This is a genomic window from Streptococcus oralis, assembly GCF_965111685.1.
GTDB lineage: Bacteria > Bacillota > Bacilli > Lactobacillales > Streptococcaceae > Streptococcus > Streptococcus oralis_B.
Genome location: NZ_OZ217340.1, coordinates 916,292 through 936,026 on the forward strand (window position 1 = coordinate 916,292; position 19,735 = coordinate 936,026).

Here is a 19,735-nt window from a genome sequence, read left to right on the forward strand (position 1 = left end):
ACTTGTCTTATGGTCTTAAAAATAGTTTTCTGAAGGTTTCTTCTTTTTCCTTCAAGGTAGAAATGAGATTAATATCTAAATGATGCTCGAATCCAGCAATTCTTCCTTTGGAAGTATACTGATGGAGGTCATAGTCTAAATCAGTATTAGGCGTGGTTTCAAAGTAACCTGAATTCGTTCCATAAGATGGAATCCAGACAGCAGAGAACTTATCTGTATTGATACTATGCTCTTGCATAAAATAAACACCGATGTAAATTCCGATATTTTTGGCGCCAAGGGCTTCTAGTTTAGCCCTAAAAGCTTCAACACCTTCGTTCATATCGGACATTGTTTTTTCTTCAACATCGAGCCAATAGTAACTAGGGTTGTATGGAGAAGCAGCATTGTAGAAAACCTCAGCAGCTTTTTCCATTTTTTCCTTACTAGTACCTGCTAGATAGGCATAAACAGCAACTGGAACATTGCGCTTTTGAAATTCTGAAATGTGATTTATATAGGCTTTATCGACACCATTGGAATATGCGGCATTATTTGTTTCAGTATGCTGACCCCCATTGTGGACACGAACAATAACACCAGAAATATTTTGAGATAAGGTATCGTAGTTGATTTCCTCAGGTATTTGCCAGCCAGAGACGTCAATAATAGGTTTGTCAAGATTATGCAAGGCCTGATTTTCAACCTGGACTGCATTGGGTTTTGACTTGATAGGATGGTCTTCATAAGTTGGTCTATTGAGGATCAAAATAGCTATAAAAATAGTAAATAAAGTAAAAATAATAGCTGGATGAATCTTTTTTCTCATATTTAAATAGTTTAACGTAAATAGATAAAAAAATCAAAGAAAACATCGAAAAAAGTGAATAAATGGGCGCCTTTTCCCTATTTCTCTGTTTGTTTACTCCTAAGAAACCAAATTATGGTATAATATAAGGGAATTTCTAGAGAAAAGAGAAGATTATGTCAAATTATGCCATTATTTTAGCAGCGGGTAAAGGTACTCGCATGAAATCAGATCTTCCAAAGGTACTTCATAAAGTAGCTGGAATTTCGATGTTGGAACATGTTTTTCGTAGTGTTGGTGCTATTCAACCTGAAAAAACAGTTACTGTAGTTGGTCACAAGGCTGGGCTAGTTGAGCAAGTATTGGCTGGTCAGACAGACTTTGTTACACAATCAGAACAACTAGGAACTGGGCACGCTGTCAGAATGGCAGAGCCTATTCTCCAAAATCGTACTGGCCACACCTTGGTTATCGCTGGGGATACGCCTCTGATTACGGGTGAAAGCTTGAAAAATCTCTTGGATTTCCATATCAATCACAAAAATGTTGCGACGATTTTAACAGCTGAAGCGGCAAATCCTTTTGGATACGGTCGAATTGTTCGAAACGATAATGCAGAAGTTCTTCGCATTGTGGAGCAGAAGGATGCGACTGATTTTGAAAAACAAATCAAGGAAATCAATACAGGAACTTACGTTTTTGATAACCAACGTCTTTTTGAAGCTCTTAAAAATATCAACACCAATAATGCTCAAGGAGAGTACTATATTACAGATGTGATTGGTATCTTCCGTGAGGCTGGTGAGAAGGTTGGTGCCTATACTCTGAAAGATTTTGATGAAAGTCTCGGAGTAAATGACCGAGTTGCTCTTGCGACTGCAGAAGCAGTGATGCGACGCCGTATCAATCACACTCACATGGTTAACGGCGTCAGCTTTGTCAATCCAGAAACAACCTACATCGACATTGATGTTGAGATTGCTCCGGAAGTCCAAATCGAAGCCAACGTTACCTTAAAAGGTCAAACGAAGATTGGGGCCGAGACTATTTTAACAAATGGAACTTATATCGTAGATAGTACCGTTGGAGCTGGAGCCGTGATTACGAATTCCATGATTGAGGAAAGTAGTGTTGCGAACAGTGTGACAGTCGGTCCTTATGCCCATATCCGTCCAGGTTCAAGTCTTGCTTCTCAGGTTCATATTGGTAACTTTGTTGAAGTAAAAGGATCTTCAATTGGTGAAAATACCAAGGCGGGTCATTTGACCTATATTGGAAACTGTGAAGTGGGTAGCAACGTTAATTTTGGGGCAGGAACTATTACAGTCAACTACGATGGCAAAAACAAATACAAAACTGTCATTGGCAATAATGTCTTTGTTGGATCAAACTCAACTATTATTGCTCCTTTAGAACTTGGGGATAATTCTCTTGTTGGAGCGGGTTCAACCATTACTAAGAATGTACCTGCGGATGCTATCGCAGTTGGACGTGGACGACAAGTTAATAAAGATGAGTACGCAACACGCTTACCTCATCATCCGAAGAACCAGTAGGAGTCGATTATGGAATTTGAAGAAAAAACGCTTAGTCGAAAAGAAATCTATCAAGGTCCTATCTTTAAATTGGTGCAAGATCAGGTTGAACTGCCAGAAGGAAAGGGTACTGCCCAACGTGATTTGATTTTTCACAATGGAGCTGTTTGTGTTCTAGCTGTGACAGCTGAGGATAAAATTGTCCTCGTTAAGCAATATCGGAAGGCCATCGAGGCTGTTTCTTATGAGATTCCCGCAGGAAAACTGGAAACTGGTGAAAATGCAGACCCAATGGCAGCGGCTCTTCGGGAATTGGAAGAAGAGGTTGCCTACACAGCTAAGTTAGAACTCTTATACGATTTCTATTCTGCAATTGGTTTTTGCAACGAAAAATTGAAACTCTACCTTGCAAGTGATTTGACTAAGGTAGATAATCCTCGTCCGCAAGACGATGATGAAACCTTGGAAGTTCTAGAAGTGAGTCTAGAGGAGGCCAAGAACCTGATCCAGTCAGGTCATATCTGTGATGCCAAGACCATTATGGCAATCCAGTACTGGGAACTACAAAAGAAATAGAGGAGCAACCCATGGGAAAACCTTTATTAACAGATGAAATGATTGAACGTGCCAATCGTGGTGAGAAAATCTCAGGACCACTTCTTCAAGATGATGAGGAAACAAAAATTCTGCCAACTGCATCACAACATTTTGGTTACTCACGTTCTAGAGACCACGGTTTTAGTCAAGATACACTTACAATCGAAGTAGAACCAACGATTCATAAGAGCCGTCGTATTGAGAACACTAAAAGAAATGTTTTTAATTCGAAACTCAATCGTATCTTATTTGCAGTCATCCTACTCTTAATTTTGTTAATTTTAGCGATGAAACTCTTGTAATTGAAAGGACTTGAAATGAAAATTGGAATCATTGCTGCCATGCCAGAAGAACTCCTATATTTGACTCAGAATTTGGATAAACCTCAAGAAGTCCAAGTCCTCGGAAATACATACTACACTGGCTCTGTTGGCAATACAGAAGTCGTTCTAGTTCAGAGTGGGATTGGGAAGGTCATGTCGGCTATGAGTGTAGCTATTCTAGCTGACTATTTTCAGGTAGAAGCTATCATCAATACAGGATCAGCAGGTGCTCTTGCTGAAGGGATTGCTGTTGGTGATGTCGTGATTGCAGATAGACTAGCTTACCATGATGTGGATGTGACTGCTTTTGGTTATGCTTATGGCCAAATGGCGCAACAACCGCTTTATTTTGAATCAGACAAAACCTTTGTAGCCAAAATCCAAGAGAGTCTATCTCTGTTGGACCAAAACTGGCACCTAGGCTTGATTGCTACAGGAGATAGCTTTATAGCTGGGGATGATAAGATTGCTAGTATCAAGTCCCACTTTCCAGATGTTTTAGCAGTTGAAATGGAAGGGGCAGCCATTGCTCAAGCGGCTCAGGCTCTTAGCCTACCTTTCCTAGTGATTCGTGCTATGAGTGACAATGCCAATCACGAAGCCTCTATCTCTTTTGATGAGTTTATTATCGAAGCTGGACGTCGTTCTGCCCAAGTCTTACTAGCCTTTTTAAAGGCCTTAGATTAAGCGGAAATTTGACAGTTTATCTAGCTTATGATAAGATTTAAATAAAGAAAAGCTAGAAAACGTTTCAGAGGATATTATGAGTATTGAAATGACCGTCAGTGAGATTGCAGAGGTCTTAGGACTATCTCGCCAAGCAATCAACAATCGTGTCAAAGAACTTCCAGAAGAGGACACGAAAAAAAATGACAAAGGTGTAACTGTAGTTACTCGAAGTGGCTTGATCAAGCTAGAAGAAATCTATAAAAAAACAATTTTTGAAGATGAGCCTGTCAGTGATGATGTCAAACAACGTGAACTGATGGAAATCTTGGTTGATGAGAAAAATGCTGAAATTCTTCGTTTGTACGAGCAGCTCAAGGCAAAAGACCGCCAGTTATCAGAAAAAGATGAACAGATGCGTATCAAGGACCGCCAGATTGCTGAAAAGGACAAACAGTTGGACCAACAGCAACAGTTGACTCTTCAAGCGATGAAAGATCAAGAAACCTTGAAACTCGAGTTGGACCAAGCAAAAGAAGAAGTCCAAGCAACCAAAAAAGGCTTTTTTGCTCGCCTTTTTGGAGGAAAATAAAGAAGCTGTTTGGGTTACTCACTAACCTAATGGCTTCTTTTATTATTTATAGTTTAGTTTGGGTAGTAATTGAGGTAAATAATGGAAAAATTAAGAGATTATATCGCCTTTGATTTGGAATTCAATCAACACGAGGGAGTTACCCATTTAATTCAAGTATCAGCAGTCCGCTTTCAAGATGGACAAGAAAGTGCTGCTTTTGATTCTTATGTTTATACTACAGCACCATTGAAGAGTTTTATCAATGGTTTGACTGGAATCACAGCTGAAACCTTGAAAGATGCGCCAAAAGTAGAACAAGTTTTAAAGGACTTTCAAGCATTCGTTGGCGACATACCTATCGTTGGTTACAATGCAGCTAAGAGTGATTTGCCTATTCTCTTGGATCATGGTATTGATTATCGTGACCAGTATAAGGTTGATCTATATGAGGAGGCTTTTGAACGCCGTAGTTCTGATCTACACGGCATAGCCAATCTTAAATTGCAAACTGTAGCGAATTTTTTAGGCTTTCACGGGAAGTCTCATAACAGTTTAGAGGATGCCCGCATGACGGCGCGTGTTTACGAAGCTTTTTTGGAATCAGATGAAGGAAAGCTATTAATAGAAGACCAGAGTAGTTTTTCGATGAATCCTTTCGGTGGCTTAGATTTATCCCAATTTTTAGACTAGGAGTGCTTATGAAACCTGAAAAACCTAAAAAGCTAGGTTTTAGGAAGATATACTATAACCTAGATAAGATTTTATTTCTATTTTTCTTGATATTTATGATGGTTGAGTTTGTCTGGCTACCATTAAATTCATGGATTGCTGGCATCCTTCTGAGACAAACCGGCTATTTGTTTATCTCCTACAATAACTTTTGGGCGATTATACAAGGCTCGCCTTTTATCAGTTTAGCCTTTCTCATCTTAATTGCAATCAATCTCCTGGTTGCCTATTTCCAGATTTGTCTTTTGTTTATCGGGGCTCGTCACCTTCTCTATCATGAAAAGAGAACTTTAATTGAGTATAGTAGAAAAGTATTTCACCAGAGCTTTCTATTCGTTAAGCGATTGAGCTTTTGTAAGATGGCTTTTGTCTTTTTTTACATTGCTATGCTTTTCCCGTTCATCCGTAAGATTTTAAAAATCTATTACCTCAACAAAATTATTATCCCTGATTTTATTGTGAATTATTGGGAAGATAAGCATTGGCTGGTAGGTCTGATGATCATATCATCCGCTTGGATCTTTCTCTACATCTCTGTCCGATTTATGTTTGCCCTGCCTAAAATTCTCTTTGAAAGAAAGACCGTAAGAGAAAGTGTGAAATATAGTCTCCAAAAGACGAAGAAAAACGTTCTTTTCTTCTCTTGGCATCTTTTACTCATTATCATTAAAACGTATCTCTTCTTCTTTGGTTTGTTAATTCCCTTGCTTTTTGCGCAAGCAGTGATGGATAATTTTACTCAAAAAGAATCCTTGATTCTCGGTGTGATTAATTTTGTCTTGATTAAAAATTTCCATTACATGACTCTGACTTATTTCCTAGTGAAGTTTGTTTCCTTCCTGACAGGAGAAGAGCTAGAGATTATGCCAAGGCGAAAGAAAGATCATCTGATGAGATGGGGGGTCATGGGGTGTGCAAGTATCATTTTTGCCATAGAAGGCTACGTTTATCTGGAATCTCCAGATACCAATACACCTTTAGTGATTTCGCACAGAGGAGTAAGCAATAAAAACGGTGTTCAAAATACTGTGCAGTCTTTGGAAAAAACAGCTCAACTAAAACCAGATCTCATCGAAATGGATGTCCAGGAAACCAAGGATGGTCAGTTTGTAATGATGCACGATGCCAATCTGAAATCACTAGCAGGAATCAATGCTGCCCCTCAAGATTTAACACTTGAAGAATTAACCAATATTCAAATCTCGGAAAATGGTTATCAGACAAAGATTTCAAGTTTCGACTCTTACCTGGAACTTGCCAATGCATTAAACCAAAAATTACTGATTGAGATTAAAACCAGTAAAAAAGATAGTCCGCAAATGATGGATCATTTCCTCGAAAAGTATGGGGCGACTATCAAGAAATACGGGCACCAGATTCAATCACTAGACTATTATGTGATTGATAAAGTGTTGACTTATGATTCTGAAATTCCAGTTTACTTCATTCTCCCCTATAACAGTATCTTCCCAAGAACCAAGGCGACTGGTTACACTATGGAGTACTCAACTTTGGATGAATACTTTGTAAATAAACTCTGGACAACTGATCAGAGACTCTACGTTTGGACCGTAAATGGTTCTGAGGCATTTGATAAAGCCGTTCGCCTCGGCGCAGATGGCATGATTACTGATGATCTTGAAATGGTCCAGTCACAAGTCACAATGGCTCAAGACGATCCGGAATATACGGAATTACTCTTAAAGAAAGCCATGGGATTTTTTGACTTCTAAGAAAAAAGAGAAACATTTGTTTCTCTTTTCTTATGGATTAGAAAGGCAATTTTCCAGCGAAAGCACCAAGTTTCTTCTTAGTCGTTTCATCAATTTGTTCAAGTGCTGCGTTAATTGCTTGCGCAGTCATGTCAGAAAGGGTTTCGAGATCTTCTGGATCTACAACTGCTGGGTTGAAGTCAATACTGACAACTTTTTTGTCTCCAGTTAGGGTTGCTTGGACAAGGTCCTGAGCTGATTTTCCAACAAATTCCATGGCAGCGAGTTCTGCTTGGCTCTGTTCCATTTGTTTTTGAAGTTTTTGTGCTTGACGCATCATGTTTTGCATATTCATCATGGCGGTTTACAATTTCCTTTTATAATTATTTTCTTTCTTATTTTATCAATTTTAGGGGCAAAAGTCTATTATTTGTTTAATTCATTAGATATATGAACTTTTATAATGAGTCCCTCAAACAACTTTTAAGAAATTTACTATGCACACCTAGTATTCTTTGCTAAACAAATAATATCATTTAAGTTTTCTTTAAGGTTTGTGTTATATTCTAAAGAACTCTATGTTAACCGAACGTTAAATGGATAATATAGAGGATAACCTAATTTTATTTCTTAATTTGTTATGGTCTTTCCAGATTTAGTGACACATTGTTCACTTTTTATCCTAAGTAGTGTGTTGATTAGACTATATGACGCTCTGTCTTTTCTTCATGATAAAGATAGATTGTGATATAATAGATGGTAATGAGTTTTTTAGAATAAACAAAGGAGAAAATATATGATCTATGCAGGAATTTTAGCTGGAGGAACTGGCACACGCATGGGAATCAGTAATTTACCAAAACAATTCTTGGAGTTGGGTGATCGTCCTATTTTGATCCACACAATTGAAAAATTTGTTTTAGAACCAAGTATTGAAAAAATTGTAGTTGGAGTTCATGGAGACTGGGTGTCACACGCTGAGGACCTAGTTGACAAGTATCTTTCTCTCCACAAGGATCGCATCATCATTACCAAGGGTGGGGCTGATCGCAATACCAGTATCGAGAAGATTATAGAAGCCATTAATGCCTATCGTCCAATCACTCCAGAAGATATCGTGGTTACCCACGACTCTGTTCGTCCTTTTATCACACTTCGCATGATTCAGGACAATATCAAGCTTGCTCAAGATCATGATGCAGTTGACACAGTAGTAGAAGCGGTTGATACCATTGTTGAAAGTACCAATGGTCAGTTTATCACAGATATTCCAAATCGTGCTCACCTATATCAAGGTCAAACACCTCAGACTTTCCGTTGCAAGGATTTCATGGATTTATATGGTTCCTTATCTGATCAAGAAAAGGAAATCCTGACGGATGCATGTAAGATTTTTGTTATCAAAGGAAAAGATGTCGCTCTAGCTAAAGGGGAATATTCAAATCTTAAAATCACAACTGTGACAGACTTGAAAATCGCGAAAAGCATGATTGAGAAAGACTAAGGCTATGATTAATCAAATTTATCAACTGACAAAACCAAAGTTTATCAATGTAAAATACCAAGAAGAGGACATTGATCAGGAAAATCATATCCTGATTCGTCCAAATTATATGGCGGTTTGTCATGCGGATCAGCGTTACTATCAAGGGAAGCGTGATCCAAAGATATTGGCTAAAAAACTTCCGATGGCCATGATTCACGAGTCTTGTGGAACTGTTATTTCAGATCCGACTGGGACTTATGAAGTCGGTCAAAAGGTGGTCATGATTCCAAATCAACCGCCTATGCAGAGTGACAAGGAGTTCTACGAGAACTACATGACAGGAACCTACTTCCTATCTAGTGGCTATGATGGCTTTATGAGAGAGTTTGTTTCTCTTCCGAAGGATCGTGTTGTGTCTTATAATGACATCGAGGACACAGTTGCCGCCATTACCGAGTTTGTGAGTGTCGGTATGCATGCCATGGATCGATTCCTACATCTTGCTCATAGCAAACGAGAGCGCATCGCAGTTATCGGAGATGGTAGTTTGGCTTTTGTGGTTGCAAATATTATCAATTATACCTTGCCGGAAGCAGAGATTATCGTCATTGGTCGCCATTGGGAAAAGCTGGAGCTCTTCTCTTTTGCAAAAGAGTGCTATATCACGGATAAAATCCCAGAGGATTTGACCTTTGATCATGGATTTGAGTGTTGTGGTGGCGATGGTACAGGACCAGCTATCAATGATTTGATTCGTTACATTCGACCGCAGGGAACGATTCTCATGATGGGAGTGAGCGAGTACAAGGTTAATATCAATACTCGAGACTCTTTAGAAAAAGGTTTATTATTGGTCGGTTCGTCTCGATCTGGACGTATTGATTTTGAAAATGCAATACAGATGATGGAAGTTAAAAAGTTTGCGAATCGTCTGAAAAATATCCTTTATCTTGAAGAACCCGTGAGAGAAATCAAGGACATTCATCGTGTCTTTGCTACAGACCTAAATACTGCTTTCAAAACAGTGTTTAAGTGGGAAGTTTAAGAGATGGAGGCTAATTGTGGAGAAACTCATCAAAGAAAAAATTTCTTCTTTACTATCTGAAGAAGAGGAAGTACTCAGTGTCGAACAGCTGGGAGGCATGACCAACCAAAACTATTTGGTTAAAACAACCAACAAACAGTATATTGTGAAATTTTTTGGTAAAGGGACTGAAAAACTCATCAATCGTCAAAATGAAAAGTACAATCTTGAACTTTTAGAGGATTTAGATTTAGATGTCAAAAATTATCTATTTGATATTGAGTCAGGGATTAAAGTAAATGAGTACATCGAATCGGCAATAACTCTTGATTCAACATCTATCAAGTCCAAGTTTGAAAAGATTGCACCAATTTTACAAACCATCCACGCTTCAGGGAAAGAATTAAGAGGAGAATTTGCTCCCTTTGAGGAAATCAGAAAATATGAATCCTTGATTGAAGGACCTATCCCTTATGAAAACTATGAAGCTGTAAAAAAAGATGTATTTTCACTAGAAAAGAGATTGACTGATTTGGGTGTTGATAGAAAGTCCTGTCATATCGATTTGGTACCAGAAAACTTTATCGAGTCACCACAAGGTCGTTTGTATTTGATTGACTGGGAATACTCTTCTATGAATGATCCGATGTGGGATTTGGCAGCTCTTTTCTTAGAGTCTGAATTTACAAAGCAAGAGGAAGATGCTTTCCTTTCCTATTATGAAAGTAACAAAACGCCAGTATCACGTGAGAAGATTCGTATCTATAAAATCTTGCAAGATACTATCTGGAGTTTGTGGACAGTGTACAAAGAAGCTCAAGGAGCTGACTTTGGAGATTATGGTATCAACCGTTACCAAAGAGCTGTCGAAGGTTTGACTTATTATGGAGGTTAGGATGAAGAATAAAAATGGTGTTTCTTTTGGTCTGCTCTCTGGTATCTTCTGGGGATTAGGTCTAACGATTAGTGCTTATATCTTTTCAATTTTTACAAATCTTTCGCCTTTTGTTGTGGCTGCCGCTCATGATTTCTTGAGTATCTTTATCTTGTTAGCTTTTCTTTTGGTAAAAGAAGGAAAAGTTCGCCTCTCTATTTTCTTAAATATTCGAAATGTGAGTGTTATAATCGGTGCTTTGCTAGCTGGACCAATTGGTATGCAAGCCAATCTTTATGCGGTTAAATATATTGGTAGTTCTCTAGCTTCATCTGTATCTGCTATTTACCCGGCAGTTTCAGTTTTACTCGCCTTCTTCATTTTGAAACACAAGGTATCTAAGAATACTGTGTTTGGTATTTTGTTGATTATCGCTGGTATTATTGCCCAGACTTACAAAGTTGAGCAGGTTAATTCTTTTTATATTGGAATTCTCTGTGCATTAGTTTGTGCCATCGCCTGGGGAAGTGAAAGTGTTCTTAGTTCCTACGCCATGGAAAGTGACTTGAGTGAAATCGAAGCACTATTAATCCGCCAGGTAACCTCATTCTTGTCATACCTTGTCATTGTCCTCTTTTCTCATCATTCATTTGCAGAAGTGGCAGATGGGCAATTGCTCGGTTTGATGTTAGTCTTTGCAGCATGTAATATGATTTCATACTTAGCTTACTATATTGCTATCAACCGTTTACAACCTGCAAAAGCAACTGGATTGAATGTAAGCTATGTCGTATGGACAGTATTGTTCTCAGCAATGCTTTTAGGTACACCACTCGATATGGTGACCATTATTACATCGCTTGTTGTCATGGCTGGTGTTTATATTATTATTAAAGAATAAAGGAGAATAGCGTGAAAGCAATTATCTTGGCAGCGGGGTTGGGAACTCGTCTGCGCCCTATGACTGAAAATACCCCTAAAGCCTTGGTTAAGGTCAACCAAAAACCTTTGGTTGAATACCAAATTGAATTTTTGAAAGAGCGTGGAATTGATGAGATTATCATCGTTGTCGGTTACCTCAAGGAACAATTTGACTACCTAAAAGAAAAATATGGTGTTCGTTTAGTCTTTAACGACAAGTATGCTGATTACAATAACTTCTACTCACTTTTTCTAGTAAAAGAAGATTTGGCTAACAGCTACGTCATCGATGCAGATAACTATCTTTTCAAAAATATGTTTCGAAACGATCTTAAACGTTCTACCTATTTTAGCGTTTATCGTGAAGACTGTACGAACGAATGGTTCTTGGTTTATGATGATGACTACAAGGTTCAAGACATCATTGTTGATAGCAAGGCTGGTCGCATTCTGAGCGGAGTTTCATTCTGGGATGCACCAACTGCTGAGAAGATTGTTGGCTTTATTGATAAAGCTTACGAAAGTGGTGAATTTGTTGATCTCTACTGGGATAACATGGTTAAGGATAATATCAAAGAACTAGATGTCTATGTCGAAGAATTAGAAGGAAATAGCATCTATGAAATTGATAGTGTAAAGGATTACCATAAGTTAGAAGAGATTTTATCTACTATTAAGTAAGGAAAGAGAAGAAGGCTTGGGCCTTCTTTTTTGTGGATTTTATGACAAGAATGTTTGATATTGATTGTATTCTTTAAATAAAACAAAAATAACAAAAAATGAACAAAATAAAACAAAAAATTATTGACAACGATTTCATATAGTGTTATACTTATAGCATAAAAGTTAATTGAAAGAAGGGAAAATGTTATGGGATTAGATCATTTCTTTGACAAAAACCTGGTGTTTTGCTTAGAAGCGGATAATCAAGAACAACTCTTTGATCAGGTAGCAAGCTTGTTGGAAGAACGAGAAATTGTCACTCCAACTTATCGTGAAGCCTTGATCACGCGTGAAAAGTCATTTCCAACTGGCTTAGATATGGAATTTCTGGGGAAAGATTTGCCTAATGTAGCGATACCTCATACAGATATTGTTCATAATCTAGCTGAGAAAGTAGTGGTTGTTCGATTAGAAAAACCAGTAACTTTTCACAATATGATAGCTCCTGATAAGGAAGTAGAAGTATCCCTACTCTTCTTTATCATTAACAACTCAAGTTCAAGCCAAACAAATATTCTGGCTCAGTTGATGGACTTTTTCACAGGAAATGGACATCTGGAAGAACTATCAAAAATTTCCGAACCAGAAAAACTTTATGCTTACGTTGCTGAAGCAACCGCTTAATCTTGTCTATTAAAATATAAAATCGGAGGAATTCCAAATGATTAAAATTCTTGCTGCCTGCGGTGCAGGTGTTAACTCAAGTCACCAAATTAAAAGTGCTCTAGAAGAAGAACTTTCAAACCGTGGTTATGATGTTCACTGTGATGCAGTCATGGTGAAAGATGTAAACGAAGACCTTATTAAGGGCTACGATATCTTTACTCCAATCGCTGCAACTGACCTTGGTTTTGAACCAGGTATTCCAGTAATTGAAGCTGGACCAATCTTGTTCCGTATTCCAGCGATGAGCGCTCCAGTATTTGACAATATTGAAGCAGCTATCAAAGAACACGGACTAAGCTAATTTATTCTTTATCTTGTTAACATTCATATAACTAAAAAAAAACGGGAGGAACTATTATGGATGTCATTATCAATCTGGCCAACGATATCTTCAAACCTATCTTGGATATGGGTGGACCAATCATCATGCTGATCATTTTGACAGTATTGGCTCTACTTTTTGGAGTGAAATTCTCCAAAGCGCTTGAAGGTGGTATCAAGCTTGCCATCGCCCTTACAGGTATCGGTGCCATCATCGGTATGCTCAACGGAGCTTTCTCAGCATCACTTGCGAAATTCGTCGAAAACACTGGTATCCAATTGAACATCACTGACGTTGGTTGGGCACCACTTGCAACCATCACTTGGGATTCTGCATGGACACTTTACTTCTTGCTTGTAATGTTGATTGTTAACATTGCGATGCTTGCAATGAAGAAAACAGACACACTTGATGTTGATATCTTCGATATCTGGCACTTGTCAATCACTGGTCTTTTGATTAAATGGTACGCAGACAACAATGGAGTTAGCCAAGGGGTTTCACTTTTCATCGCAACTGCAGCAGTTGTCCTTGTAGGTGTTTTGAAGATCATCAACTCTGACTTGATGAAACCAACATTCGACGACCTTCTTAACGCACCAAGTTCATCACCAATGACTTCAACACACATGAACTACATGATGAACCCAGTTATCATGGTTTTGGATAAGATTTTTGAAAAATTCTTCCCAGGTCTTGATAAATATGACTTTGATGCTGCTAAATTGAACAAAAAAATCGGTTTCTGGGGATCTAAATTCTTCATCGGTTTCATCCTTGGTATTGTTATCGGTTTGATGGGTACTCCACATCCTGTTGAAGGACTTAAAGATGCTGCAAACTGGCAAGAAGTTATTAAAGGTTGGTTGTCTCTTGGTTTGACAGCCGGTGTAGCTTTGGAACTCTTCTCACTTATCGGATCTTGGTTCATCGCAGCCGTAGAACCACTTTCACAAGGTATTACAAACGTTGCTACTAAACGTCTTCAAGGACGTAAATTCAACATCGGTCTTGACTGGCCTTTCATCGCTGGTCGTGCTGAAATCTGGGCTTGTGCTAATGTACTTGCTCCAATCATGCTAGTAGAAGCAGTGCTTCTTTCAAACGTAGGAAATGGTATCTTGCCACTTGCAGGTATCATCGCCATGGGTGTGACTCCAGCTCTCTTGGTTGTTACACGTGGTAAATTGCTCCGTATGATTATCTTCGGAACACTCTTGTTGCCTCTCTTCCTTCTTTCTGGTACTCTTATTGCACCATTCGCAACAGAACTTGCTAAAGGTGTAGGTGCCTTCCCAGAAGGTGTGAACCAATCTCAATTGATTACTCACTCAACTCTTGAAGGACCAATTGAAAAACTATTTGGTTGGGCAATCGGTAATGCTACAACAGGTGATATCAAAGCAATCCTTGGTGCAGCAGTCTTCCTTGTATTCTATGTAGGTATCTTTGCTTGGTATAGAAAACAAATGATCAAACGTAACGAAGAATACGCAGCAAATGCTAAATAATTCGCTCCTATAAAATGTAAATTGTGAAAACTAGGTTGTCAGTTTCCTAATGTGGAGTGACAGCCTAGTTTTTTATAAACTATCAAGAAATCGGAGAAAATAATGGTAATTGAAATAAAATCAAAGCAATTGACGGTCCAATTTAAAACTTTTGGTGGTGCCCTGTCGTCAATCAAGGATCGAGATGGCGTTGAGTACTTGTGGCAAGGAGATGCCACCTATTGGAGTGGGCAAGCTCCAGTACTTTTCCCAATCTGTGGCTCTTTAAGAGAAGATACAGCCTTATACAGTCATGCAGATGGAACGGAGACGAAAGGAAACATTCCTCGTCATGGTTTGGTCCGTAAAAATGAATTTAACTTAGTTGATCAAACTGAAAATAGCGTAACTTTTGCTTTCGAAGATGATGAGAATACATATCAAAACTATCCTTATCATTTCCGCCTTGAAATCACTTATCTAGTGACTGGCAAGACTGTTCGTACTCAATACAAAGTTTTCAATAAAGAAACTAGTAAGGTCATGCCATACTTTATTGGTGGACATCCAGGCTTTAATTGTCCTCTACTAGATGGCGAAACTTATGAAGATTACTATTTAGAGTTTGAGAAAGAAGAGACTTGCTCTGTTCCACGTCCTTTGCCAGAAACTGGACTCTTAGACTTCCAAGATAGAAGTCCATGGTTGGATTCACAAAAGGAAGTGGATCTCAGTTACGATCTGTTTAGTGTTGATGCAGTGACTTTAGATGAGTTGCAATCCAGAACAATTTCTCTTCGTTCTCGTAAACATGAGAAGGGATTAAAAGTACACTTCCAAGAGTTTTCAAATCTCATCATTTGGTCTACCCTAAATAAAGGTCCTTTCATCGCTTTTGAACCCTGGTCAGGTTTATCAACTTCACTTGAAGAAGGAAATCATTTAGAAGATAAGAAGAATGTTCGTCTCTTAGAACCAGGTCAGGTTGATCAGATTGGTTTTGAGATCGAAATCTTATAATTTTAAAAAATATAACACAGAAACAAACATTTACTGTTGACTTTTACGTAAAATAGGAGTATATTATGTTTGTAAGCAACAAATGATGTTTGTAACGAACAAAAAATCACTTGTTATATTCTTTCTGATTGAGGGAGTATCATTTCTAGGAACTTGATTTCCTAGACTTGGATAAGCTATCGAACAGCTTATTCAATTAAGTTGTCAATAAACTGCTAGAAAGCCTTTTGTACTTATAATACTAGCTATAAAAGTCTTTACTGGCCTAGAAAAATAAAAAGGAGTATACAATATGTCTATTGTTATCGGTGCAGATGCTGCAGGTTTAAGATTGAAAGAAGTTGTGAAAGACTTCCTAGAAAAAGAAAACTTCCACGTAGTGGATGTTACAGCAGAAGGCCAAGACTTTGTCGATGTGACTCTTGCTGTTGCTGCAGAAGTAAACAAAGAAGAACAAAATCTTGGTATCGTGATTGATGCTTATGGTGCTGGTCCTTTCATGGTCGCAACTAAAATCAAAGGAATGGTTGCTGCTGAAGTTTCTGATGAACGTTCAGCTTATATGACTCGCGGCCACAATAACTCTCGTATGATCACTATGGGTGCACAACTTGTTGGTGATGAATTGGCTAAAAACATTGCTAAAGGTTTTGTTAATGGTAAATACGACGGTGGACGTCACCAGATTCGTGTCGACATGTTGAACAAAATGTGTTAATTAGATTACAGTAAGAAAGGTAAGTTAAAAATGAGAATTGCAATCGGATGTGACCACATCGTAACAAATGAAAAAATGGCGGTTTCAGAATTCTTGAAATCAAAAGGACATGAAGTCATTGACTTTGGTACTTACGATCATGCGCGAACACACTACCCAATCTTTGGTAAAAAAGTAGGGGAAGCAGTTGTTAGCGGACAAGCTGATCTTGGGGTATGTATCTGTGGTACTGGTGTTGGTATCAACAACGCTGTCAACAAAGTTCCAGGAGTTCGTTCTGCCTTGGTTCGTGATATGACAACAGCTCTTTATGCCAAAGAACAATTGAACGCCAACGTTATTGGTTTTGGTGGTAAAATTACTGGTGAATTGCTCATGTGTGATATCATTGAAGCTTTCATCAATGCTGAATACAAACCATCAGAAGAAAACAAAAAATTGATTGCGAAAATTGAGCACGTTGAAACTCACAATGCTCATCAAGCAGATGCAAACTTCTTTACAGAATTCCTTGAAAAATGGGATCGCGGTGAATACCACGACTAAGAGGTGACCTATGATTTTAACAGTCACAATGAATCCATCCATTGATATTTCTTATCCTTTGGATGAATTGAAAATTGACACTGTCAACCGTGTGGTCGACGTGACCAAGACAGCTGGTGGTAAAGGACTCAATGTTACACGAGTTCTTTCAGAATTTGGTGATTCTGTTGTTGCTACTGGTTTGGTCGGTGGTAAACTTGGTGAGTTTTTAGTAGAGCATATCGACGATAAAGTAACGAAACGTTTTTTCTCGATCAAAGGAGAGACTCGTAACTGTATCGCTATTCTACACGGTGAAAACCAAACAGAAATTCTTGAGAAAGGGCCTGAAGTTCTAGAACAAGAAGGGCAAGATTTCTTGGCTCATTTCGAAAATCTTCTTGACACTGTGGAAGTAGTTGCTATCTCTGGTAGTCTGCCAGCAGGTCTTCCAGTTGACTACTATGCAAGCTTAGTAGAACTTGCTAATCAAGCAGGCAAACCAGTTGTTCTGGATTGCTCAGGTGCGGCTCTTCAGGCGGTTCTTGAATCACCACATAAACCAACAGTAATCAAACCAAATAACGAAGAATTGTCTCAGCTTCTTGGGAAAGAAGTTTCTGAGGATTTGGATGAATTAAAAGAAGTTCTTCAAGAGCCTCTATTTGCAGGGATTGAGTGGATTATCGTTTCACTTGGTGCAAATGGTGCTTTTGCAAAACATGGTGATACTTTCTACAAGGTAGATATTCCGAGAATTCAAGTAGTTAATCCTGTCGGATCTGGAGATTCTACTGTTGCAGGTATTTCATCAGGACTTCTTCATAAGGAATCGGATGCAGAACTCCTCATCAAGGCTAATGTTCTTGGTATGCTCAACGCTCAAGAAAAGATGACAGGTCATGTCAATATGGCCAACTATCAAGCTTTATATGATCAATTAATAGTAAAAGAGGTATAAAATGGTTTTAACAGAACAAAAACGTGCACGCTTAGAAAAACTTTCAGATGAAAATGGAATCATTTCAGCTCTTGCCTTTGACCAACGTGGTGCTTTGAAACGCCTCATGGCTCAATACCAAACAGAAGAGCCAACAGTTGCTCAAATGGAAGAACTCAAAGTCTTGGTTGCAGATGAATTGACAAAATACGCATCCTCTATGCTCCTTGACCCTGAGTATGGACTTCCGGCTACAAAAGCGCTTGATGCCAATGCTGGACTTCTCCTTGCTTATGAGAAAACTGGTTACGACACAACTAGCACTAAACGCTTGCCAGACTGCTTGGATGTTTGGTCTGCCAAACGTATCAAAGAACAAGGCGCAGATGCTGTCAAATTCTTGCTTTACTACGATGTAGACAGCTCTGACGAACTCAACCAAGAAAAACAAGCCTACATCGAACGTATCGGTTCTGAGTGTGTGGCGGAAGACATTCCATTCTTCCTTGAAATCTTGGCTTACGATGAAAAGATTGCGGATGCAGGTTCTGCAGAATACGCTAAAGTAAAACCACACAAGGTTATCGGTGCTATGAAGGTCTTCTCAGACCCACGCTTCAACATCGATGTCTTGAAAGTAGAAGTTCCAGTCAACGTCAAATACGTTGAAGGCTTTGGTGATGGTGAAATCGTCCATACTCGCGAAGAAGCAGCAGCCTTCTTCAAAGCGCAAGACGAAGCAACAAATCTTCCATACATCTACTTGAGTGCAGGTGTATCAGCTAAACTCTTCCAAGAAACACTTGTCTTTGCCCACGAATCAGGTGCAAACTTCAACGGCGTTCTTTGCGGCCGTGCAACCTGGGCTGGATCGGTTGAAGCTTACATCAAAGACGGTGAAGCAGCAGCTCGTGAATGGCTACGTACAACAGGTTTTGAGAACATTGACGAACTCAACAAGGTTCTTCAAACAACAGCGACTTCATGGACTGAACGTGTATAAGTTTTCCCCTAATCTTAGGAACATCGATCTAAATAAAAATTTTTAAAAAAGTTGAATGTAAAGGTTTACAAAAAAAATTACTTGTGCTATACTTAAATCACAAGTTAATACAAGGTGAGTGTTACTAAGTAATATTAGGCATGATCACAGGTGGATTAGAAATCAAAGGATTTTCTAGTTCATTTGTGGTCATTTTTTTTACTCATATACCTTTAAGAGATAAAAGGAGGTTGCCATGTATCGAATTCTAAACCCAATGAATCATAACGTCTCGCTTGTCAGAAATGACAAAGGAGAAGAAGTGATTGTGATTGGTAAGGGGATTGCATTTGGAAAAAAGAAGGGGGATTTGATTGCTGAACATCAGGTTGAGAAAATCTTTCGAATGAAGACCGAAGAGTCAAGAGAAAACTTTATGGCTCTCCTCAAAGATGTTCCGCTTGATTTTATCACAGTGACTTATGAGATCATTGACAAGCTATCAAAGAAATATCATTATCCGATTCAAGAGTATCTCTACGTAACCTTGACAGATCATATTTACTGTTCCTATCAAGCTCTAGCACAAGGAAGGTACAAGGATAGTAATCTGCCAGATATTTCTGCCAAGTATCCTGTCGCTTTTCAAATCGCAAATGAAGCCTTTGAAATCTATCGTCAGAAGTTGACAGATCATTTCCCTGAGGATGAAATTATTCGGATCGCTTATCATTTCATCAATGCCGAAGGGGAGAATGAAGTTCAAGTGGTTGAGTCGATTGATAAGAGGAAAGAAATTCTCAGGAATGTTGAAGAAGTGCTAAAGGGTTATGCAATTCAACGAACCAAAGAGAATAATCATTTCTATGATCGTTTTATGATTCATTTGAATTATTTCTTGGATTATTTAGACAGATCTAGAGATGATAACCAATCACTTCTGGATATGGAAGACCATATCAAACAATCCTATCCAAAAGCGTTCGAGATTGGTTCCAAAATCTATGATGTGATTACGCAACATTCTGGTCTTGATTTGTATAAGAGTGAGCGAGTTTATCTAGTTCTACATATACAACGTTTACTGTCATAAGATTTATCAAACAATATATAAGGAGGAC

The 19,735-nt window shown here is 38.5% G+C and carries 23 protein-coding genes; 21 read left to right on the forward strand and 2 right to left on the reverse strand.

Annotated elements, in window-relative coordinates:
* Positions 1–7: 7 nt before the first annotated feature.
* On the reverse strand, positions 8–808 hold the full coding sequence (locus tag ACLV7H_RS04840) for a glycoside hydrolase family 25 protein (protein ID WP_411866513.1): 801 nt from the start codon (positions 806–808) through the stop codon (positions 8–10).
* Between the two features lie 155 nt (positions 809–963).
* Here ACLV7H_RS04840 and glmU point away from each other — a divergent pair, with 155 nt between their 5' ends.
* The 7 genes from glmU (at position 964) to ACLV7H_RS04875 (ending at position 6,944) form a co-directional block, all read left to right on the forward strand.
* Positions 964–2,343, forward strand: a complete 1,380-nt coding sequence (gene glmU, locus ACLV7H_RS04845) for a bifunctional UDP-N-acetylglucosamine diphosphorylase/glucosamine-1-phosphate N-acetyltransferase GlmU (protein ID WP_411866514.1) — start codon at positions 964–966, stop codon at positions 2,341–2,343.
* A gap of 9 nt (positions 2,344–2,352) precedes the next feature.
* Positions 2,353–2,898: an NUDIX hydrolase gene (locus ACLV7H_RS04850; protein WP_061427246.1), complete on the forward strand. Its 546-nt coding sequence runs from the start codon at positions 2,353–2,355 to the stop codon at positions 2,896–2,898.
* An 11-nt stretch (positions 2,899–2,909) separates the two neighbouring features.
* On the forward strand, positions 2,910–3,221 hold the full coding sequence (gene macP, locus ACLV7H_RS04855) for a cell wall synthase accessory phosphoprotein MacP (protein ID WP_411866515.1): 312 nt from the start codon (positions 2,910–2,912) through the stop codon (positions 3,219–3,221).
* 15 nt (positions 3,222–3,236) lie between these two features.
* Positions 3,237–3,929 carry a 5'-methylthioadenosine/adenosylhomocysteine nucleosidase gene (locus ACLV7H_RS04860; protein WP_049479427.1) on the forward strand — a complete coding sequence of 231 codons (693 nt, stop codon included), beginning with the start codon at positions 3,237–3,239 and terminating at the stop codon, positions 3,927–3,929.
* 76 nt (positions 3,930–4,005) lie between these two features.
* On the forward strand, positions 4,006–4,500 hold the full coding sequence (gene rocS, locus ACLV7H_RS04865; RefSeq protein ID WP_000021252.1) for a chromosome segregation protein RocS: 495 nt from the start codon (positions 4,006–4,008) through the stop codon (positions 4,498–4,500).
* 81 nt (positions 4,501–4,581) lie between these two features.
* Entirely contained in the window at positions 4,582–5,172 is a 591-nt protein-coding gene (locus ACLV7H_RS04870; protein WP_049479419.1) for a 3'-5' exonuclease, read from the forward strand.
* An 8-nt stretch (positions 5,173–5,180) separates the two neighbouring features.
* Entirely contained in the window at positions 5,181–6,944 is a 1,764-nt protein-coding gene (locus ACLV7H_RS04875) for a glycerophosphoryl diester phosphodiesterase membrane domain-containing protein (protein ID WP_411866516.1), read from the forward strand.
* Between the two features lie 37 nt (positions 6,945–6,981).
* Here the strand turns inward: ACLV7H_RS04875 and ACLV7H_RS04880 are convergent, their stop codons facing one another.
* The gene (locus ACLV7H_RS04880) at positions 6,982–7,281 is read right to left on the reverse strand and encodes a YbaB/EbfC family nucleoid-associated protein (RefSeq protein WP_000981515.1); all 300 of its coding nucleotides are present in this window, start codon (positions 7,279–7,281) and stop codon (positions 6,982–6,984) included.
* A 438-nt stretch (positions 7,282–7,719) separates the two neighbouring features.
* Between ACLV7H_RS04880 and ACLV7H_RS04885 the strand changes: the two genes are divergently transcribed.
* From ACLV7H_RS04885 to ACLV7H_RS04950, 14 genes are all read left to right on the forward strand, one after another.
* Positions 7,720–8,427: a 2-C-methyl-D-erythritol 4-phosphate cytidylyltransferase gene (locus tag ACLV7H_RS04885; protein WP_084943574.1), complete on the forward strand. Its 708-nt coding sequence runs from the start codon at positions 7,720–7,722 to the stop codon at positions 8,425–8,427.
* Between the two features lie 4 nt (positions 8,428–8,431).
* Positions 8,432–9,454: a ribitol-5-phosphate dehydrogenase gene (locus ACLV7H_RS04890; protein WP_411866517.1), complete on the forward strand. Its 1,023-nt coding sequence runs from the start codon at positions 8,432–8,434 to the stop codon at positions 9,452–9,454.
* 16 nt (positions 9,455–9,470) lie between these two features.
* Complete coding sequence (locus ACLV7H_RS04895; RefSeq protein WP_411866518.1) at positions 9,471–10,328, forward strand: phosphotransferase; 858 nt, start codon at positions 9,471–9,473, stop codon at positions 10,326–10,328.
* Between the two features lies 1 nt (position 10,329).
* Positions 10,330–11,208 carry a DMT family transporter gene (locus ACLV7H_RS04900; RefSeq protein WP_411866519.1) on the forward strand — a complete coding sequence of 293 codons (879 nt, stop codon included), beginning with the start codon at positions 10,330–10,332 and terminating at the stop codon, positions 11,206–11,208.
* Between the two features lie 11 nt (positions 11,209–11,219).
* Entirely contained in the window at positions 11,220–11,909 is a 690-nt protein-coding gene (locus ACLV7H_RS04905; RefSeq protein ID WP_411866520.1) for a sugar phosphate nucleotidyltransferase, read from the forward strand.
* Positions 11,910–12,098: 189 nt separating this feature from the next.
* Positions 12,099–12,575 (forward strand): PTS sugar transporter subunit IIA, encoded by a 477-nt coding sequence (locus ACLV7H_RS04910; protein ID WP_411866521.1) that lies wholly within the window; start codon positions 12,099–12,101, stop codon positions 12,573–12,575.
* A 37-nt stretch (positions 12,576–12,612) separates the two neighbouring features.
* Entirely contained in the window at positions 12,613–12,918 is a 306-nt protein-coding gene (locus tag ACLV7H_RS04915) for a PTS sugar transporter subunit IIB (RefSeq protein WP_000590551.1), read from the forward strand.
* Between the two features lie 56 nt (positions 12,919–12,974).
* Positions 12,975–14,450, forward strand: coding sequence for a PTS galactitol transporter subunit IIC (locus ACLV7H_RS04920; RefSeq protein ID WP_411866522.1), 1,476 nt, complete (start codon positions 12,975–12,977; stop codon positions 14,448–14,450).
* A 102-nt stretch (positions 14,451–14,552) separates the two neighbouring features.
* Complete coding sequence (locus ACLV7H_RS04925; RefSeq protein ID WP_071788633.1) at positions 14,553–15,449, forward strand: aldose 1-epimerase family protein; 897 nt, start codon at positions 14,553–14,555, stop codon at positions 15,447–15,449.
* 292 nt (positions 15,450–15,741) lie between these two features.
* The gene (lacA, locus tag ACLV7H_RS04930; RefSeq protein ID WP_000029277.1) at positions 15,742–16,167 is read left to right on the forward strand and encodes a galactose-6-phosphate isomerase subunit LacA; all 426 of its coding nucleotides are present in this window, start codon (positions 15,742–15,744) and stop codon (positions 16,165–16,167) included.
* A 30-nt stretch (positions 16,168–16,197) separates the two neighbouring features.
* Positions 16,198–16,713, forward strand: a complete 516-nt coding sequence (lacB, locus tag ACLV7H_RS04935; RefSeq protein ID WP_045591451.1) for a galactose-6-phosphate isomerase subunit LacB — start codon at positions 16,198–16,200, stop codon at positions 16,711–16,713.
* A 10-nt stretch (positions 16,714–16,723) separates the two neighbouring features.
* Entirely contained in the window at positions 16,724–17,653 is a 930-nt protein-coding gene (locus ACLV7H_RS04940) for a tagatose-6-phosphate kinase (protein ID WP_411866523.1), read from the forward strand.
* Between the two features lies 1 nt (position 17,654).
* Positions 17,655–18,635: a tagatose-bisphosphate aldolase gene (lacD, locus tag ACLV7H_RS04945; RefSeq protein ID WP_109289982.1), complete on the forward strand. Its 981-nt coding sequence runs from the start codon at positions 17,655–17,657 to the stop codon at positions 18,633–18,635.
* A 235-nt stretch (positions 18,636–18,870) separates the two neighbouring features.
* Entirely contained in the window at positions 18,871–19,707 is an 837-nt protein-coding gene (locus ACLV7H_RS04950; protein ID WP_411866524.1) for a PRD domain-containing protein, read from the forward strand.
* Positions 19,708–19,735 lie beyond the last annotated feature (28 nt).

Bases quoted from the DNA above. Each gene is read 5' to 3' on its own strand.
- ACLV7H_RS04900 (WP_411866519.1), top strand. From the start codon at position 10,330: ATGAAGAATAAAAATGGTGTTTCTTTTGGTCTGCTCTCTGGTATCTTC.
- ACLV7H_RS04940 (WP_411866523.1), top strand. From the start codon at position 16,724: ATGATTTTAACAGTCACAATGAATCCATCCATTGATATTTCTTATCCT.
- ACLV7H_RS04890 (WP_411866517.1), top strand. From the start codon at position 8,432: ATGATTAATCAAATTTATCAACTGACAAAACCAAAGTTTATCAATGTA.
- ACLV7H_RS04860 (WP_049479427.1), top strand. From the start codon at position 3,237: ATGAAAATTGGAATCATTGCTGCCATGCCAGAAGAACTCCTATATTTG.
- ACLV7H_RS04840 (WP_411866513.1), bottom strand. From the start codon at position 808: ATGAGAAAAAAGATTCATCCAGCTATTATTTTTACTTTATTTACTATT.
- lacA (WP_000029277.1), top strand. From the start codon at position 15,742: ATGTCTATTGTTATCGGTGCAGATGCTGCAGGTTTAAGATTGAAAGAA.
- ACLV7H_RS04920 (WP_411866522.1), top strand. From the start codon at position 12,975: ATGGATGTCATTATCAATCTGGCCAACGATATCTTCAAACCTATCTTG.
- glmU (WP_411866514.1), top strand. From the start codon at position 964: ATGTCAAATTATGCCATTATTTTAGCAGCGGGTAAAGGTACTCGCATG.
- ACLV7H_RS04880 (WP_000981515.1), bottom strand. From the start codon at position 7,281: ATGATGAATATGCAAAACATGATGCGTCAAGCACAAAAACTTCAAAAA.
- ACLV7H_RS04950 (WP_411866524.1), top strand. From the start codon at position 18,871: ATGTATCGAATTCTAAACCCAATGAATCATAACGTCTCGCTTGTCAGA.
- ACLV7H_RS04910 (WP_411866521.1), top strand. From the start codon at position 12,099: ATGGGATTAGATCATTTCTTTGACAAAAACCTGGTGTTTTGCTTAGAA.
- ACLV7H_RS04875 (WP_411866516.1), top strand. From the start codon at position 5,181: ATGAAACCTGAAAAACCTAAAAAGCTAGGTTTTAGGAAGATATACTAT.
- ACLV7H_RS04925 (WP_071788633.1), top strand. From the start codon at position 14,553: ATGGTAATTGAAATAAAATCAAAGCAATTGACGGTCCAATTTAAAACT.
- ACLV7H_RS04915 (WP_000590551.1), top strand. From the start codon at position 12,613: ATGATTAAAATTCTTGCTGCCTGCGGTGCAGGTGTTAACTCAAGTCAC.
- ACLV7H_RS04885 (WP_084943574.1), top strand. From the start codon at position 7,720: ATGATCTATGCAGGAATTTTAGCTGGAGGAACTGGCACACGCATGGGA.
- lacD (WP_109289982.1), top strand. From the start codon at position 17,655: ATGGTTTTAACAGAACAAAAACGTGCACGCTTAGAAAAACTTTCAGAT.
- ACLV7H_RS04870 (WP_049479419.1), top strand. From the start codon at position 4,582: ATGGAAAAATTAAGAGATTATATCGCCTTTGATTTGGAATTCAATCAA.
- ACLV7H_RS04850 (WP_061427246.1), top strand. From the start codon at position 2,353: ATGGAATTTGAAGAAAAAACGCTTAGTCGAAAAGAAATCTATCAAGGT.
- rocS (WP_000021252.1), top strand. From the start codon at position 4,006: ATGAGTATTGAAATGACCGTCAGTGAGATTGCAGAGGTCTTAGGACTA.
- macP (WP_411866515.1), top strand. From the start codon at position 2,910: ATGGGAAAACCTTTATTAACAGATGAAATGATTGAACGTGCCAATCGT.
- lacB (WP_045591451.1), top strand. From the start codon at position 16,198: ATGAGAATTGCAATCGGATGTGACCACATCGTAACAAATGAAAAAATG.